Annotated in this window: 15 protein-coding genes; 10 read left to right on the forward strand and 5 right to left on the reverse strand. The window is 67.6% G+C overall.

Annotation, left to right across the window (positions count from 1 at the left end; genetic code table 11):
- Positions 1–33 precede the first annotated feature (33 nt).
- Positions 34–624 carry a dihydrofolate reductase family protein gene (locus ESP51_RS01330; protein WP_129519086.1) on the reverse strand — a complete coding sequence of 197 codons (591 nt, stop codon included), beginning with the start codon at positions 622–624 and terminating at the stop codon, positions 34–36.
- Between the two features lie 39 nt (positions 625–663).
- Positions 664–1272, reverse strand: a complete 609-nt coding sequence (locus ESP51_RS01335) for a PadR family transcriptional regulator (RefSeq protein ID WP_129519087.1) — start codon at positions 1270–1272, stop codon at positions 664–666.
- 161 nt (positions 1273–1433) lie between these two features.
- Here ESP51_RS01335 and ESP51_RS01340 point away from each other — a divergent pair, with 161 nt between their 5' ends.
- The 4 genes from ESP51_RS01340 to ESP51_RS01355 are packed head-to-tail and all read left to right on the forward strand — an operon-like array spanning position 1434 to position 5648.
- A complete protein-coding gene (locus ESP51_RS01340) occupies positions 1434–2582 on the forward strand; it encodes an aromatic ring-hydroxylating dioxygenase subunit alpha (protein WP_241842914.1) in 1149 nt (382 codons plus the stop codon).
- 9 nt (positions 2583–2591) lie between these two features.
- Positions 2592–3593 (forward strand): PDR/VanB family oxidoreductase, encoded by a 1002-nt coding sequence (locus ESP51_RS01345; protein WP_129519088.1) that lies wholly within the window; start codon positions 2592–2594, stop codon positions 3591–3593.
- A gap of 31 nt (positions 3594–3624) precedes the next feature.
- Positions 3625–4500 carry an RNA polymerase sigma-70 factor gene (locus tag ESP51_RS01350; RefSeq protein WP_129519089.1) on the forward strand — a complete coding sequence of 292 codons (876 nt, stop codon included), beginning with the start codon at positions 3625–3627 and terminating at the stop codon, positions 4498–4500.
- A gap of 29 nt (positions 4501–4529) precedes the next feature.
- Positions 4530–5648, forward strand: coding sequence for a winged helix DNA-binding domain-containing protein (locus ESP51_RS01355; RefSeq protein WP_164990343.1), 1119 nt, complete (start codon positions 4530–4532; stop codon positions 5646–5648).
- 6 nt (positions 5649–5654) lie between these two features.
- Here ESP51_RS01355 and ESP51_RS01360 read toward each other — a convergent pair whose 3' ends face one another.
- From ESP51_RS01360 to ESP51_RS01370, 3 genes are all read right to left on the reverse strand, one after another.
- Entirely contained in the window at positions 5655–7616 is a 1962-nt protein-coding gene (locus ESP51_RS01360) for an acyl-CoA dehydrogenase family protein (RefSeq protein WP_241842915.1), read from the reverse strand.
- Between the two features lie 88 nt (positions 7617–7704).
- The gene (locus ESP51_RS01365; protein WP_129519091.1) at positions 7705–8604 is read right to left on the reverse strand and encodes an aminoglycoside phosphotransferase family protein; all 900 of its coding nucleotides are present in this window, start codon (positions 8602–8604) and stop codon (positions 7705–7707) included.
- A gap of 106 nt (positions 8605–8710) precedes the next feature.
- Entirely contained in the window at positions 8711–9178 is a 468-nt protein-coding gene (locus ESP51_RS01370; RefSeq protein WP_129519092.1) for a VOC family protein, read from the reverse strand.
- Positions 9179–9300: 122 nt separating this feature from the next.
- Here ESP51_RS01370 and ESP51_RS01375 point away from each other — a divergent pair, with 122 nt between their 5' ends.
- The 6 genes from ESP51_RS01375 (at position 9301) to ESP51_RS01400 (ending at position 15796) form a co-directional block, all read left to right on the forward strand.
- Positions 9301–9798, forward strand: a complete 498-nt coding sequence (locus ESP51_RS01375) for a DUF2975 domain-containing protein (protein WP_129519093.1) — start codon at positions 9301–9303, stop codon at positions 9796–9798.
- Positions 9798–10016 carry a helix-turn-helix domain-containing protein gene (locus ESP51_RS01380; RefSeq protein ID WP_129519094.1) on the forward strand — a complete coding sequence of 73 codons (219 nt, stop codon included), beginning with the start codon at positions 9798–9800 and terminating at the stop codon, positions 10014–10016. Before ESP51_RS01375 ends, ESP51_RS01380 begins: the two co-directional genes overlap by 1 nt.
- Before the next feature lie 283 nt (positions 10017–10299).
- A complete protein-coding gene (locus ESP51_RS01385; RefSeq protein ID WP_338420332.1) occupies positions 10300–11145 on the forward strand; it encodes a carbohydrate ABC transporter permease in 846 nt (281 codons plus the stop codon).
- 2 nt (positions 11146–11147) lie between these two features.
- Positions 11148–12170, forward strand: coding sequence for a carbohydrate ABC transporter permease (locus ESP51_RS01390; RefSeq protein ID WP_129519096.1), 1023 nt, complete (start codon positions 11148–11150; stop codon positions 12168–12170).
- 97 nt (positions 12171–12267) lie between these two features.
- Complete coding sequence (locus ESP51_RS01395) at positions 12268–13605, forward strand: ABC transporter substrate-binding protein (protein ID WP_129519097.1); 1338 nt, start codon at positions 12268–12270, stop codon at positions 13603–13605.
- Positions 13606–13678: 73 nt separating this feature from the next.
- Positions 13679–15796: an alpha-galactosidase gene (locus ESP51_RS01400; protein WP_241842916.1), complete on the forward strand. Its 2118-nt coding sequence runs from the start codon at positions 13679–13681 to the stop codon at positions 15794–15796.
- Positions 15797–15813 lie beyond the last annotated feature (17 nt).

Below are 15813 nucleotides of genomic sequence, written 5' to 3' on the forward strand. Positions count from 1 at the left end.
CACCGTTCGCGGTGGACTTCTTCGCGTAGCCGCTCAGATCGGTTGACGGCGCACCGGATAACGCAGGTGAAGCACCCGGTTGCCCTGAATCACCACGTCGGGATCCTCCAACAGGTGCGGCGAGTCGACCGACCCGAAGTAGCGCTTGCCCGACCCGAACACGACGGGTACGACGTCCATGCGCACCTCGTCGACCAGGCCCGCGGCAAGCGCCTGGCCACCGACGTCGCCGGCGGCGACCTCGACCAGGCGGTCACCCGCAAGCTCCTGCGCCTTGGCCACGGCTGCCTCGACGCCGTCGACGAAGTGGAACGGCGCCTCGGGGTCCCAGCCCTCGGGCTTCGGCCGGTGCGTCACGACGACCACGTGGTCGACCCCGCCCGGAGGCTCCCCGTCCCAGCCGTCCGTCATGTCGAAGACGTGGCGGCCGGCGATTGTCGCCCCGATCTGGTCCCAGTACGGCCGGGTGTAGTCGTAGGACGTCTGCGACACCTTCAACACGCCGCTCTCGTCCAACGGGACGTCACCGCTGGTCAACCAGTCGAACAGCGGTCCGGGCTGGTCGTGCTCGTCGGCGATGAAGCCGTCGACCGACACCGAGGCGTACATGACCACCTTGCCCACGGGGTTCTCCTCTGCTTGGGGTGCCCGCAATTTTAGTGTCTACTCGCGCTCGCCGGGCCCGTCGAGTTCGCCGAGCTCCTCCAGCAGGCGCAAGCCACGCTCGGCCCACGCGATCTCCTGATCGGCGCGACCCACTTGGCCCTCGTAGGCGAACACCTTGAATCGACTGATGCGCTCCCACTGGTCTTCGGGATTGGCGGCGAGGCGGCGCGCGAGGGTGGGGCTCGTGCGGTTCTCGATCGCCGCGATCTGTTCGAGGGCCTGTGCGCGCTGGTCGCGGAAGTGCTCGATATGGGCGCGAAGCTGGGTTGCTGCGGCGCCCGGTGCGGCCCACTCGAAGTAGGCGGCCCGCAAGTGCGCGGCATCCCGCTCCCTGACGTAGCCCTCGGGTTCGTCCTGCCAGTGCCGGAGTGCCTGCTCGCCGTCGCGCGTGATCGAGTATTCGGTCTTGGTGGCCCCGCGGCTGCCCCACGGCACGGGCCTGCTCGAGAGCAGCCCCTCGGAATGCATCCGCCGAAGCTCGGGGTAGATCTGCGAGTCGGGCGCGTGCCAGACATGACCCACCGAGGTGCTGAACTGCTTGACCACGTCGTAGCCCGTCATCGGGCCGGAGGAGAGGAGCGCCAGCAAGGCCGAACGGAGGCTCACTCGCGGGTCCCTTCTCGAGTCGGGCGCGCGGTTCTCACGAGCCGAGCCGCGGCAACCCTTGCAGAATCACTATCGACATAGGTAGTGTATGCCCACATCACCGAATACCTATCGAGATAGTTATTCGCGGCTCTTGGAAGAACTCAGCAGAGGATGCCCCCATGACCACGTCAATGACGACGAGCACCACGACGAGCACGACGAACAGCACGACCGCCAAGCTGCTGTCCTACCCGCTCAATGCGTGGTATCCCGCAGGGTGGGACCACGAGATCACCAGCAAGGGCATCATCTCGCGCACGATCGCGGGGCGACCGCTCGCGCTCTACCGCACGCAGGACGGCCACCCCGTCGCCCTCGCCGACGCGTGTTGGCACCGGCTCGCCCCGCTGTCGCAGGGCAAGCTCATGGGCCGCGACGAGATCCAGTGCCCCTACCACGGCCTGCGCTACAACTCCGCGGGGCGATGCACCGCGATGCCGGCCCAGGAGACGCTGAACCCGTCGGCCACCGTGGCCTCCTACCCGGTGTCGGAGCGCTACCGCTACGTGTGGGTGTGGCTGGGCGACCCGACCCTGGCCGACCCGGCGCTCCTGCCCGACATGCACCAGCTGGAGAGCGACGAGTGGGCGGGTGACGGGGAGACGATTCACGCACCCTGCAACTACCAGCTCGTGCTCGACAACCTGATGGATCTCACCCACGAGGAGTTCGTGCATTCGTCGAGCATCGGGCAGGAGGAGCTCAGCGAGTCCGAGTTCGAGGTCACCCACGACGAGAACACCGTCACGGTGACCCGCTGGATGCGCAACATCGACGCCCCGCCGTTCTGGCTCAAGAACATGCGCGACAGGTTCCCCGGGTTCGAGGGCAAGGTCGATCGCTGGCAGATCATCCATTACACGTTCCCGTCGACCATCTGCATCGACGTGGGCGTCGCGGAGGCGGGAACCGGCGCGCCGGAGGGCGACCGATCGCGCGGGGTCAACGGCTACGTCATGAACACCATCTCCCCGGAGACGGATCGCTCGTGCCACTACTTCTGGGCGTTCATGCGCAACTACCGCCTGGAGAGCCAGCTCATCACCACGCAGCTGCGCAACGGAGTGCACGGCGTGTTCGGCGAGGACGAGGCCATGCTGCAGGCCCAGCAGGCGGCCATCGACGCCAACCCCGACCATGAGTTCTACAACCTGAACATCGACATGGGCGGGATGTGGGTGCGCCGGCTCCTCGAACGGGCGCTCGAGGCGGAGGGCCGCTCCATCGCCGCTCGCGCCCCCGCCCCGGCGGCCTCCTCGAAGGCCTGAGGCGCGCTCGTGATCACCTCCAGAGACGACGTGTGGCAGAAGGCCGACGTCATCGCCGTCGACGAAGTCGCCGATCGCATCCGGCGGATCGTGTTGCGCCCCGAGCTGCCCCGGCCCGCGCTCCCGGGCGAGCACATCGATGTGCTCGCCACCGTGAACGGGGAGCCGCAGGTGCGCTCCTACTCGGTCGTCGAGGCGCCGGACAACGGCGGCCAGCTCGTCATCACCGTCTTCCGCACCCCCGAGTCCCGCGGCGGATCGGAGTTCATGCACTCGCTCGAGCAAGGCCAGGTGCTGAGGATCACGAAGCCGCTGCAGAACTTCCCCCTCCGCGTCGGGGCACCCTCCTACGTGCTGCTGGCCGGTGGCATCGGCATCACGGCGATCGCCGGCATGGCCGCGCTGCTCCGCCGGCTCGGCGCAGACTACCGACTCGTGTACGTCGCGCGTTCTCGCGCCGCGATGGCGTATCTCGACGACCTGGCCGCTGTGCACGGGGATCGGTTCGAGGCGCACATCGACGACGAGGGCGGCTCCCTCGACGTGCAGGCCCTCGTTGCCGGCGTGCCCGTGCACACCGAGCTCTACATGTGCGGCCCCATCCGGCTCATGGACGCGGTGCGCCGCACGTGGGCCGATCGCGGGCTCGACCGCACCAACCTGCGCTACGAGACCTTCGGCAACAGCGGCTGGTTCGACGCAGAACCGTTCGTGGTCCGCATTCCACGCTTGGGTGTCGAGGCCGCCGTCGGCTCGGGTGAGTCCATGCTCGAAGCGCTCGAGCGCGAGGGCGTCGACATGATGTCGGATTGCCGCAAGGGCGAGTGCGGGCTGTGCCAGGTGAAGGTCCTCGGCCTGGCCGGTCGGATCGACCACCGCGACGTGTTCTATTCAGATCGGCAGAAGGCCTCCGACTCATCGATGTGCTGCTGCGTCTCGCGGGCTGTCACCGCCGCGCCGCCGACGACCTCCGGCGACCGCCCGGCCGTGCTCACGATCGAAGTCCCCTGAGCTGCCTGGAAGACGACGTAGTCTCGTCGGTATGAGCGACGACCCGTTCGTTACCCACCGAGGCCTGCTCTTCACGGTCGCCTACGAGATGCTCGGCTCCGCCGCCGACGCCGAAGACGTTCTGCAGGAGTCCTGGCTGCGGTGGGCCGACGTCGACCAGGCGCACGTGCAGGAGCCGCGCGCGTACCTCGTGCGGATCGTCACCCGGCAGGCGCTCAATCATCTGCGCACGGTCTCGCGGCGCCGTGAGGACTACGTGGGGGAGTGGCTGCCCGAGCCGCTGCTCACGAGTCCGGATGTCGCCGACGACGTCGAGCTCGCCGAGAGCCTCTCGATGGCGATGCTCACCGTGCTCGAGACGCTCGGCCCCATCGAGCGCGCCGTCTTCGTGCTGCGCGAGGTCTTCGACGTGCCGTACGACGAGATCGCTGAGGCGGTCGACAAGACACCGGCCGCCGTGCGGCAGATCGCCCATCGCGCGAAGGATCACGTGGCGGCGCGCCGCCCCCGGATGCGGGTGGACGCGACCGAGCAGGGGCAGGTGGTCGAGCGCTTCCTCGCCGCGCTCAACACCGGTGACCTGCAGGGGCTCATGGACGTGCTCGCACCCGACGTCGTGGCGGTCGCCGACGGCGGCGGACAGGTTCGCGGGGCTGCGCGCCGGCCGATCGTCGGCGCCGAGAAGTTGGTGGCCTACATCCTGGGCGGCCTGGCGAAATTCGACGTGCGGTTCGTGGCCACGCCGGCGTGGGTGAACGGCGCGCCCGGCGCTCGAGTCGAGGTCGACGGGAACCTCGCCGGCGCGATGAGCGTGACCATCGAGAACGGACGGATCACCCGGCTCTACACCGTCGCGAACCCGCACAAACTGGCATGGCTCGACGCCGAGGCGGCACTCGCTCGGTGAGAATGGGACCCGACGCGAGGGAGTTCGACATGGGTGACGAGGCGCCCGGTTCGACGACGGATGCGGCGACGCCCGCGGGCGTGACCGGCGACCGCGATATCGCACGCTGGCGGCTGCATTCGCAACTGCTCGCCGCCCCGGTCGCGAGCGCCGAGCACGTGGTGTCCTCGCTCCTGGCCGTGCAGGCGGAGAACCCCTCGCAATCGGCGTGGGCGGTCGCCACCCGCACCACGACTCCTCGCCAAGACGACCTGGCCGGGATGATCGCGAGCGGCCGCGTGCTGCGGACGCACGTCTTGCGGCCGACCTGGCACTACGTCCATGCGGATGACGCGCGATGGCTGATCGAGCTCACCGCGCCGAGGGTGCTGCCGGTCATCGACCAGCAGTTGAAGCCGCTGGCCGACGAGCTGACGCGCCTCATCGATTCGGTGACGTCGATTCTCGCTGAGAACCCCGACCGCACGCGCAACGACCTCGCGGGCGAGCTGGCCGAGAACGGGCCCCCGCTCACGGGCCAGCAGCTGATGCTGCTCATGGCGCATCTCGAGTTGCACGCCCTCGTGTGCAGCGGCGTGCCGCGCGACGGGGAGCACACGTACGCACTGTTCGCCGATCGGGTGCCCGCGCCGAGGCAGCTCGAACGCGACGAGTCCCTCGCCGAGCTCGCCCTGCGGTACTTCACCTCTCACGGCCCAGCCACCGAGCGCGACCTCGCCTACTGGGCCACGCTCACGCTGACCGACGTCCGCCGCGGGCTCGCAATCGCCGCCGATCGGCTCGGATCCTTCGAGCACGACGGCCGCACGTTCTGGCACGCTCCCGGCGCCGCTCCGGATGCCGCTGCACCGGCGGGCCACTTGTTGCAGGTGCTCGACGAGATGTACCGGGGGTATCAGGACTCGCGCTGGATGCTCGACGCTGAAGGAGTCATGCCGCGTGCGCGCGAGGCTGCGGCCGGCATGGCCCTCGTCGACGCCCAGATCGTCGCCGGCATGCGACGCGCGGTCGGCCCGACGGCGGTCACGTTCGCGCTCCTGCCCTTCCGCGAGCTGCACGCGCGCGACGTCGAGTCGATCCGCGACGCCGCCGCGCGATACGCCGACTACCTCGGCCTCGAACCACGGGTCGAGGTCGTCGACGGATGACCGGGCCTACGTCTCCTTGGTCGCACGGATGACGCGGCGCGCGACGTTCTCGGCCGCGTCGGCGGGCACGTCTTCAGTGATCCACGGGCCGGTGCCCTCGCTCGGATCGATGATGCCCTCCTCGAGCCAGGTGTAGCTGCCGTCGAGTACTCGTGCGGCGAGGCGCTCGTCGGCGGCATCCGTGTTGTGCCACAGCGCGTCGAGCAGTCGCTCGATGCGGAGACGGGACTGCTCGGCGAACGTGTCGGCGAGCTGGTACGCGGCCTTGCCCTGCTCCGGCGTGTCGGCGGCGATCATCTCCGCACGCACGCACGAAGCCGAAATGGCGAACAACTCGGCGCCGATGTCGACGACGCGGGCGAGGAACCCCTGCTTGCGTTCGAGGCCGCCCTGCCAGCGGGCCATGCCGTAGAAGGTCGCGCGTGCGAGCTTGCGACTTGTGCGTTCGACGTAGCGCAAGTGCGGCGCGAGTGCGCCGAACTCGTCGTACGCCATGGGGAGGTCGCCCTTGCCGGCGACCAGCTGCGGCAGCCAGCGGGCATAGAACCCGCTCGCCGAGGCGGCGGCCTTCATCCGGCGGGCCAGGTCGAGGTGCGGGTCGATCAGGTCGCCCGCGGCCTTGAGGTGCGCGTCGACGGCCTCGCGCGCGATCAGCAGCCGCATGATCTCCGTCGAGCCCTCGAAGATCCGGTTGATCCGCATGTCGCGCAGCACCTGCTCGGCGCCGACCGCGCGTTCGCCGCGGGCAGCGAGCGACGCCGCCGTCTCGAACCCGCGTCCGCCGCGGATCTGCACGAGCTCGTCGGCGATGCGCCATCCCATCTCGGAGGCCCACATCTTGGCGAGCGCCGCCTCGATGCGGATGTCCTTGCGGTCCTCGTCGGCGAGGATGCCCGACAGGTCGACGACCGCCTCGAGCGCGAACGTCGTCGCGGCGATGAACGCGACCTTGTGCGCGACCGCGGCGTGCTCGCCGACAGGTCGGCCCCACTGAACGCGTGCCTTCGACCACTCGCGACCGATCTTCAGGCTCCACTTGCCGACGCCGGCGCAGAGGGCCGGGATCGCCAGCCGGCCGGCGTTGAGGGTCGTGAGTGCGATCTTGAGACCCTCGCCCTCGCGGCCGATCAGGTTCTCGCTCGGCACGCGCACGTTCCGCAGCGAGGTCAGTCCGTTCTCGATCCCGCGCAAGCCCATGAAGGCGTTGCGGCGATGCACGGTGATGCCCGAGGCGTCGGCTTCGACGATGAAGGCGCTGATCCCGCCGCGGTGTCCGTCGGACTTGGGCACGCGCGCCATCACGACGAGCAGTTCGGCGACGACCCCGTTCGTGGTCCACAGCTTGGTGCCGTCGAGAACGTACGCGGTGCCATCCTCGGTCGGCACCGCGGTGGCTCGCAGCCGGGCCGGGTCGGAGCCGACCTCGGGCTCGGTCAGCAGGAAGGCGCTGATGGCGCCCTTCGCACAGCGCGGCAGGTACTGCCGCTTCTGCTCGTCGGTGCCGGCGAGCACGAGCGGTTCGGGCAGGCCGACGGACTGGTGCGCAGAGAGCAGCGCACCGATGCTGGCGTTCACCGACCCGATCATCACGAGCGCGCGGTTGTAGTAATGCTGTCCCAGCCCGAGGCCGCCGTGCTCCACCGGGATCTTCATCCCGAAGGCACCGATCGCGGCGAGTCCGGCGAAGACCTCGTCGGGGATGCGCGCCTCGCGCTCGATTCGCGCGCTGTCGACGGTGCGCAGGAACGACTCGAGATCGGCGAGGAACCTCTCGCCGCCCTCGCGGCGCTCGGGTGCCGGTCGGGGGTGCGGATGGATCAGCGACAGGTCGAACTGCCCCAGGTACAGGCCCTTGGCGAAGCTCGGCTTTCGCCACTCCGTTTCGCGGGCGGCCTCGGCGACGGCGCGCGACTGCTGCTCGTCGACGTGCTCGACAGGCGGGATGGTGGACTCACGGATGCTGCTCACGCGAACCTCCTCGTTGAGGCCAATCTACGCCTAGGTGACGTTCTGGCGATCGGGGTTGCGGGGATGTCGCGATGCCCCTCTCATCACCTCAGTTCGACGCGAGATGATCCTCGATCACCGCGTCGATCGTGCGCCGGGCCTTGCGCGCCTCGGTTTCGGGGGAGTGCGAGCCCGCCATGCCGGCGGCCACGATGAGCGCCTTCCAGATCGCCCAGCCACGTGCCCGGGCCCACGTGTCGGCGTCGAGCTCTCGATGCTCCCGGAACGCCTCGCGAGCATCCCCGCGGAACGTCGTCAGCCCGATCACGAGGTCGCACGCGGGATCGCCGATGCCCGACGTGCCGAAGTCGATGACGGCGGCGAGCTGCCCGCCGTCGACGAGGAGATTGCCCTCGCTGACGTCGCCGTGGAACCACACCGGCTCCGCCTGCCACCGCGTCGAGAGCGCGGCATCCCAGACCTCGCCCACGACGGCGGCATCGATCGTGTCGCCGAGGGCCTCGATCGCCTGCCGGGTCTGCGCGTCGTAGACGGCCGGTGAGTCGCCGCGAGAGAAGTTGTGAGCACCCGGGAGCGGGCCGCCGGAGGCATCCGCTCGCTGCAGGTCGGCGAGGAAGTCGCCGAGATCGGCGGCGAACGCCGCGTCATGGGCGATGAGGTCGGCGGATGCCGCGTGGCCGGGCAGCCACCGGTACACCGACCATGGGAACGGGAAGCGCTCGGACGGCTGCCCGATGCCGACCGGCTCGGGCACCGGCACGCGCAGCTGCGGAGCCAGGATGGGCAACCAGCGCTGCTCCTTCTCGACCTGGAGCACGTAGCCCTCGCTGCTCGGCAGACGCACGCTCAACTCGTCGCCGAGCCGGAACGTGCGGTTGTCCCACCCGCCGGGCAGCACCTGGGAGATGGGGAGCTGGCTCCACTGGGGGAACTGGTCGGCGACGAGCGCGGTGACGAGTTCCACATCGATGGTCGCGGCGGCATCCATCTGCCCATCCTTCGGGATCTGCGCGCGGGATGCCAACCACTCGCCGATCGGAAATGACGCGACCCGCCCGGGCGGGCGAGACCGGCGCGACGCGGGGCGTCAGTCGTCAGGCGTTCTCGAGCTCGGCGATCACGATCTTCTTCTGGCCCATCATCACCTGGATCTGCTCGGGCCGGCGGGTCAGCTCACCCATGTTCGCGGGGATGACCTGCCAGCTGACCCCGAACCGGTCCTTGCACCAGCCGCACTGCTCCGACTCGGGCACGTGCGAGAGCGCCGACCAGTACCGGTCGATCTCGTCCTGGTCTTCGCAGGAGACGATGAACGAGATCGATTCGTTGAACGTGAAGAGCGGCCCGCCGTCGAGGCAGACGAAGTCGACCCCGTTCAGCGTGAACTGTCCGTTGATCACCTTGCCCGACATCCCGGCGAAGTGCTCGTCGAGCGATTCGTCCGGGTATTCATCGATCCGGTTGATGCGGGAGTTCGGGAAGACGTCGACGTAGTACTCCATCGCCTCGCGTGCCTGGTCGTCGAACCACAGGCACGGCTGGATCGGTGAGAGCTCAGCCATGAGAACCTCCTTGTTCGGCTCGCTTCGCCGCCTACCCTACGCGGATGTTTCGACGACGGCGAGGCTCGATGAGATCTGGCCAATCGATTGACAAACGATAGAAATAGCGCGATCTTCGATATATGAAGAACATCCGTTGGCTCGTCATCCCGCTCAGGGTCCTCCTCGTCGTGGTCTTCGCCGGCCTGCTGCTGGCACAGCTCTTCAGCCTGCCCGGGCAGTTCTCGCACATGGCCGAGGAGTCTCCCCGCCTGGGCGTGATCCCGTGGCTGTTGCTGGCGTTCTGGATCCTGGAGCTGCTGTGCGTTCAGATCGTGATCGTGTGCACCTGGAGGCTGCTCACTCTGGTCAGGGCGGATCGCATCTTCAGCGAGGAGGCCTTCGTGTGGGTCGACGCGATCCTGTGGGCGATGGCCACCGGCTGGGTGCTCGTTGCGGGTGTGTCCGCATACCTCGTCGGGTTCATCTACGTCACGCCCGAACTCCGTGATCCGGGGCTGCCGATCTTCCTGTTCGGCATGGTGCTGATCAGCGGAGTCGTGGTGCTGACGATGTTCGTGCTGCGGGCGCTGCTGCGGCAGGCGACCGTGCTGAAGACCGATCTGGAGGAAGTGATCTGATGCCGATCGTCGTGCGGATCGACGTCGAGCTCGCCAAGCGCAAGATGAGCGTGGGGGACTTCGCCGAGCGCATCGGACTCACGCCGGCGAATGTGGCGGTCTTGAAGAACGGCCGCGCGAAGGCGGTGCGATTCAGCACGCTCGACGCCATGTGCCGGGTTCTCGAGTGCCAGCCGGGTGATCTCCTCGAGTGGGTCGAAGAGGACGAATCCGCGTAGCGGACGACGATACGGAGCGTTCACGGCCTGCCGGAGCCATTATTTTCAGCGTGGAAGTTTAGAAGCCAACAGCTTTCCTGCGTCGTCGGCAAAATTGGGAACTTACCCTTGTGAAGTCGAGCCATAGTCACTACGTTTCTTCCAACAAGGAAGTTAATCGGAGGACCCCATGGTGGCAACGAAGCCAGCAGCAAGGCGCAGTGACCTCAAGTCGGCGATGCCAGCCCGGCGCAGCGACTTCACGTCGGCGAAGCCAGCCCGGCGCAGTGATTTCAGATCGGCGATGCTCTTCCTCATACCCGCGTTCATCGGGTTCATCGCCTTCTTCGCGTGGCCCACCGTGCGCGGTGTGTACCTCAGCTTCACCGAGTTCAACCTCCTGCAGCCTCCAGAGTGGATCGGCTTCGACAACTACGTGGCGATCGCCGGTGACCCGGTCTTCTGGAATTCGCTCGTCGTGACCTCCGAGTACGTGCTCATCAACATCGGTGTGCAGACGATCGCAGCACTCGTGCTCGCGGTCCTCCTCCAGCGATTCACCCGATCGATGGTCGTGCGCGGGGTGGTGTTGCTGCCGTACCTGATCGCGAACGTCGTGGTCGCGCTCGTCTGGTTCTGGCTGGCCGACTACAACCTCGGACTGATCAACTCCACGCTCGATGCCGTGGGCTTCGATCGCGTCGGCTTCTTCGGCAACGAGGCACTCGCGATGCCGACGATCGCCCTGATCAACGTGTGGCGTCACCTCGGGTACACGACGCTCCTCATCTTCGCCGGGCTGCAGGCCATCCCACGCGACGTCTACGAGGCGGCCGAAGTCGACGGCGCCGGCGAGGCTCGCACGTTCTTCGGGATCACGCTGCCGCTGCTCCGGCCGGTGCTCGCCTTCGTGCTCGTCATCACGCTCGTCGGTGCGTTCCAGATCTTCGACACGATCGCGGTGACCACTGGGGGAGGGCCCGTCGACGCCACCCGAGCGATCACCTACTACATCTACGAACGGGCGTTCGGCCGGTTCGACTTCGGGTACGCCTCGGCGATGTCGGTCATTCTCATGATCATCCTCGGTGCTGTGGCCCTCATTCAGCTCCGCGTGCTTCGTGCCAACGACTCAGACCTGGAACGGTGAACATGTCGATCCTCACTCGCCCCCGCCCCGAAGACCTCGACGGCTCCAGCGCCGACGATCTCGCTCTCGCCACCGACGAAGGACCCCGAACGACGTCGCGGGGCGCTCGCGCCGCCGCTCGGGCCGCCGCCTCCGATGAGGGATTCCGCACCTCGTCGCGCCGCTCACGGATCTTCGGCGGCATCGCCCTCGGCGTCGTCGTGGTCGGCACGCTCTTCCCGTTCTGGTGGATGATTCGCACCGCATTCAGCACGAACAACGCGATGTTCTCCGATCCGCTGAGCCTGCTGCCGGTCGAGTTCACCTTCGGAGCGTTCGAGCGAGTGCTCGGAATCGCCACCACGAGCGATGCGCTCGCCGAGGGCGGATCGGGCGCCGACATCAACTTCGGCCTGTACCTGCTGAACTCGGTCATCGTCTGCGTGCTCATCACGGTCGGGCAGGTGGTGTTCTCGGCGGCGGCGGCCTATGCATTCGGAGTGCTGCGCTGGCGGGGCCGTGACACGGTGTTCGCGATCTTCCTCGTCGCCCTGCTCGTACCGGGAATCTTCACGCTGCTTCCGAACTTCATCCTCGTCAAGGAACTGGGCCTGCTGAACACCTTCATCGGGATCGCACTGCCCTCGATCTTCATGTCGCCATTCGTCGTGTTCTTCCTCAGGCAGTTCTTCCTAGGGGTGAACCGGAGCATCCTCGAGGCCGCCGTCATCGACGGCGCGGGAACCTGGCGGATCTTCTACCGGATCGCCGCGCCACTGGTCGCGCCGCAGATCGTCACGATCGCGATCCTGCAGTTCATCTTCTATTGGAACGACTACCTCTGGCCCCTCCTGGTGGGCCAGTCCGAAGACACCAAGCTCCTCACCGTCGGTCTCGGCATCTTCAAGTCGCAGACCCCGCAGGGCAGCCCCGACTGGGCCGGCCTCATGGCCGGTGCACTGCTGGCGGCTGTGCCGATCTTCATTCTCGTCGTCATCTTCGGTCGCCGAATCGTCGGCTCCATCCAGTCGTCCGGGGTCAAGTAGCGCGCTGCTCGCTGCGGCGACTCCCGACGGGGCACCACCGCCCTTCCCACCTCCACCAACCCTTTCTCCACCCCCACCAAGGAAAGAAGCAGGACCAATGAAGCGAATCACAATCGCCAGCACAGCCGCTGTCGGGATAGTCGCACTGCTCGCAGGGTGCTCAGCCGGAGCCCCGAGCGACGGCAAGGTGACCCTCAGCTACGGCCTCTGGGACGCCAACCAGTTGCCTGCCTACGAGCAGTGCGCCGCCGACTTCGAGAAGACGCAGGACGACATCAAGGTCAAGGTCGAGCAGGTCGGATGGGACGAGTACTGGAACAAGATCACGACCGGGTTCGTCTCGGGTGAGAACTTCGACGTGTTCACAAGCCACGTCGCGTTCTACCCCGAATTCCAGGCCAGCGGCCAGGTGCTGCCCCTCGACGACTACATCGAAGCCGACGAGCTCGACCTGAGCATCTACCAGGACGGCCTCGTCGAGCTCTGGCAGGACCCCGACGGTGTGCAGTACGGCTTGCCCAAGGACTTCGACACCATCGCGTTGTTCTACAACTCCCAGTTCACGGATGCCGCGGGGTACACCGCCGAGGACCTCGCGTCGCTGACGTGGAACCCCGAAGACGGAGGCACGTACGAGGACGTCATCGCACACCTCACCGTCGACGCCAATGGCGTGCGAGGCGACGAGCCCGGCTTCGACAAGAACAACGTCGCGACCTACGGGCTCTGGATGGAGGCGTCCGGCGGTGCCGACGGACAGACCCAGTGGTCCTTCCTGACCGCGTCGCTCGGCTGGAGCCAGACCGACGAGCCGTGGGCCGACTCGTACAACTACGACGCGCCTGAGTTCGCCGACACCATCTCGTGGTGGTATTCGCTCGTCGAGAAGGGCTACATGCCCTCACTCGAGGCGCAGACCGGCATCGCCTGGGCCGACCAGCTCATCGCGGGGAAGGCGGCACTCGTGCCGAACGGATCGTGGATGACCGGTCACGTCTTCGGCGCCGCAAGCGACACGTTCACGCCGGCGCTCGCCTCCACCCCCGAGGGCCCGGATGGCAAGAGCTGGTCGATGTTCAACGGCCTTGCCGACAACATCGCCGCCACGACGAAGCACCCTGACGAAGCTTGGGAATGGGTGAAATACCTGGGCTCCGCTGACTGCCAGGACGTCGTCGCCGACTCTGCCGTCGTGTTCCCCGCCATCAAGACCTCGACGGAGAAGGCTGTTGCCGCCTTCGAGGCCAAGGGCGTGGATGTCGCGGCATTCGCCGACCACGTGACGAACGGCACGACGGTGCTCTACCCGATCACCGACCACAAGTCGGATGTGAACGCGACGATGACCCCGGTCATGGAGTCGATCATGTCGGGCAAGTCGGGGACGGATGCGCTCGTCGGCGCCAACGATCAGGTCAACGGCCTCTTCAAGTAAGTCTCATCAACCCGGTCGGCGTCAGGGGCAACCAGCTGCTGGCGCCGACCACTGTGTTCGGAGTGATCTTCACGTGGTTTCGCATCGCGACCAAATCGTCCTGTCCGCCGACGGCGTCCAGCTCGTCCTCGACCTGTCCTCGGGTGCACCGGTGGTGCGTCACTGGGGTTCGCCCCTGGGCGACGTCGAGAGCGATGCCCTTCGCCGGATGACGACGCCGCCGATCCCGCACAGCGCGGTCGACGTGCCGCAAGATCCCGGCGTCATGCGTGAGCGGGGGAGGGCCTTCCACGGACGCCCCGCGCTGAGCGGGAACCGGAACGGCCTCGACTGGGCGCCCCTGTTCCGGATCGTCGAGCACCACGCGTCGGAGACGGAGACGAGCATCCGGCTCCACGATGCCGAGGCATCGCTCACGATCGACTTGCGGTACCGAATCGAGCCCACCGGAATCGTGCTCGTCGACCTCGCGGCGGTCAACGATGGCTCCGAACCCTACCGTCTCGAGGAACTGACCACCTGGATGCCCCTGCCCGAACGGGCGTCCGAATCGCTCGACTTCACCGGGCGCTGGCTCAAGGAGCGGCAGCCGCAGCGCCGGCCGATCGCGGTGGGCAGCTGGGTGCTCGAGTCCCGCGAGGGCCGCTCGGGCCACGGGGCATCCGTGGTGCAATGCGCCATGACCGGCGGGGCCGGGTTCGCCAATGGAGAGGTCTGGGCGCTCGGGCTGCTCTGGAGCGGTGAGCACCGGCACCTCATCGAGCGGGGAACCGACGGCCGCACGGCCATGGGCGCGGGCGAGCTCCTGCAGTCGGGGGAGATGGTGCTGGCGCCTGGCGCTCGCTACCAGGCACCGACGGTGGCGGCGGCCTACTCCGATGAAGGCCTCGACGGGCTCAGTTCGCGGTACCACGAGTGGCTGCGCGCCCGACCGGAGCACCCCACCCGGGTACGGCCGCGTCCGGTCACCCTCAACGTGTGGGAGGCGGTGTACTTCGATCACGACCTCGAGCGACTGAGTGCCCTCGTCGATGTCGCGGCCGAGATCGGCGTCGAACGTTTCGTGCTGGACGACGGATGGTTCGGCGCTCGCCGCGACGACCGTGCCGGCCTCGGCGACTGGGTCGTCTCCGACGAGGCCTGGCCCCAGGGTCTCGATCCACTGATCGATCGGGTGACGGCCGCGGGCATGGAATTCGGGCTGTGGTTCGAGGGCGAGATGGTCAACCCCGACTCCGACCTGTATCGCGCGCACCCCGAGTGGATCCTGCACGTGCCCGGTCGCACTCCGCCCACCGGTCGCAACCAGCAGGTGCTCGACCTGACGCACGACGGAGCCTACGAGCACGTGCTCGGGCAGGTCGATGCGCTGTTGTCGAAGCATCCGATCTCCTACATCAAGTGGGACCACAATCGCCCGCTCGTCGACCCGGCGCACTACGGGCGCCCCGCGGTCAACTCCCAGACCCTGGCGATCTATCGACTCTTCGACGAGCTGAAGTCGCGTCATCCGGGCCTCGAGATCGAATCGTGCGCCTCGGGAGGAGGCCGCGTCGATCTCGGCATGGCGATGCACGCCGATCGATTCTGGACTTCGGACTCGAACGATGCGCTCGAGCGGCAGGAGATCCAGCGTTACTCGATGATCGCCATCCCGCCCGAGATGCTCGGCACGCACATCGGGCCGTCGACCTCCCACTCGTCGAGTCGCTCGCACTCGCTCTCGTTCCGGGCCGCGACGGCGCTCTTCGGCCACGCGGGCATCGAGTGGGACATCACGGAGACGACGAACGCGGAACGGTCGCTCCTCGCAGAGTGGGCGGCCTATTACAAGGCGAATCGCGACCTCCTCCACTCCGGTCGCGTCGTGCGAGTCGATCACAGCGACACTGCGGCGCTCGTGCATGGCGTGGTGGCACACGATCGTTCCGCGGCGATCTTCTGCTACACGCAAGTGGCTGCCGCGGGCGGGGTGCTGCCGTCGCCAGCACTCATCCCGGGCCTCGACCCCGACGCACGGTATCGCGTGCGTCGAATCGAGCCGGCGGGGCGTGCACCCGCCATGCAGCACGCCGATCCGATGTGGGTCGACGGCGTGACCACCACGGGGGCGGCGCTCGCGACGATCGGCCTGCGCCCGCCGATCCTGCATCCCGAGCAGGCTATTCTCATCGAGATAGTCCTCGCATGAGGGCAGACCCAGGGGGG

This window comes from Agromyces albus, from assembly GCF_004134825.1.
GTDB lineage: Bacteria > Actinomycetota > Actinomycetes > Actinomycetales > Microbacteriaceae > Agromyces > Agromyces albus.

Coding starts and splice junctions, on each gene's coding strand:
- ESP51_RS01340 (WP_241842914.1), top strand. CDS start 1,434: ATGACCACGTCAATGACGACGAGCACCACGACGAGCACGACGAACAGC.
- ESP51_RS01350 (WP_129519089.1), top strand. CDS start 3,625: ATGAGCGACGACCCGTTCGTTACCCACCGAGGCCTGCTCTTCACGGTC.
- ESP51_RS01355 (WP_164990343.1), top strand. CDS start 4,530: ATGGGTGACGAGGCGCCCGGTTCGACGACGGATGCGGCGACGCCCGCG.
- ESP51_RS01365 (WP_129519091.1), bottom strand. CDS start 8,604: ATGGATGCCGCCGCGACCATCGATGTGGAACTCGTCACCGCGCTCGTC.
- ESP51_RS01370 (WP_129519092.1), bottom strand. CDS start 9,178: ATGGCTGAGCTCTCACCGATCCAGCCGTGCCTGTGGTTCGACGACCAG.
- ESP51_RS01375 (WP_129519093.1), top strand. CDS start 9,301: ATGAAGAACATCCGTTGGCTCGTCATCCCGCTCAGGGTCCTCCTCGTC.
- ESP51_RS01380 (WP_129519094.1), top strand. CDS start 9,798: ATGCCGATCGTCGTGCGGATCGACGTCGAGCTCGCCAAGCGCAAGATG.
- ESP51_RS01385 (WP_338420332.1), top strand. CDS start 10,300: ATGCTCTTCCTCATACCCGCGTTCATCGGGTTCATCGCCTTCTTCGCG.
- ESP51_RS01390 (WP_129519096.1), top strand. CDS start 11,148: ATGTCGATCCTCACTCGCCCCCGCCCCGAAGACCTCGACGGCTCCAGC.
- ESP51_RS01395 (WP_129519097.1), top strand. CDS start 12,268: ATGAAGCGAATCACAATCGCCAGCACAGCCGCTGTCGGGATAGTCGCA.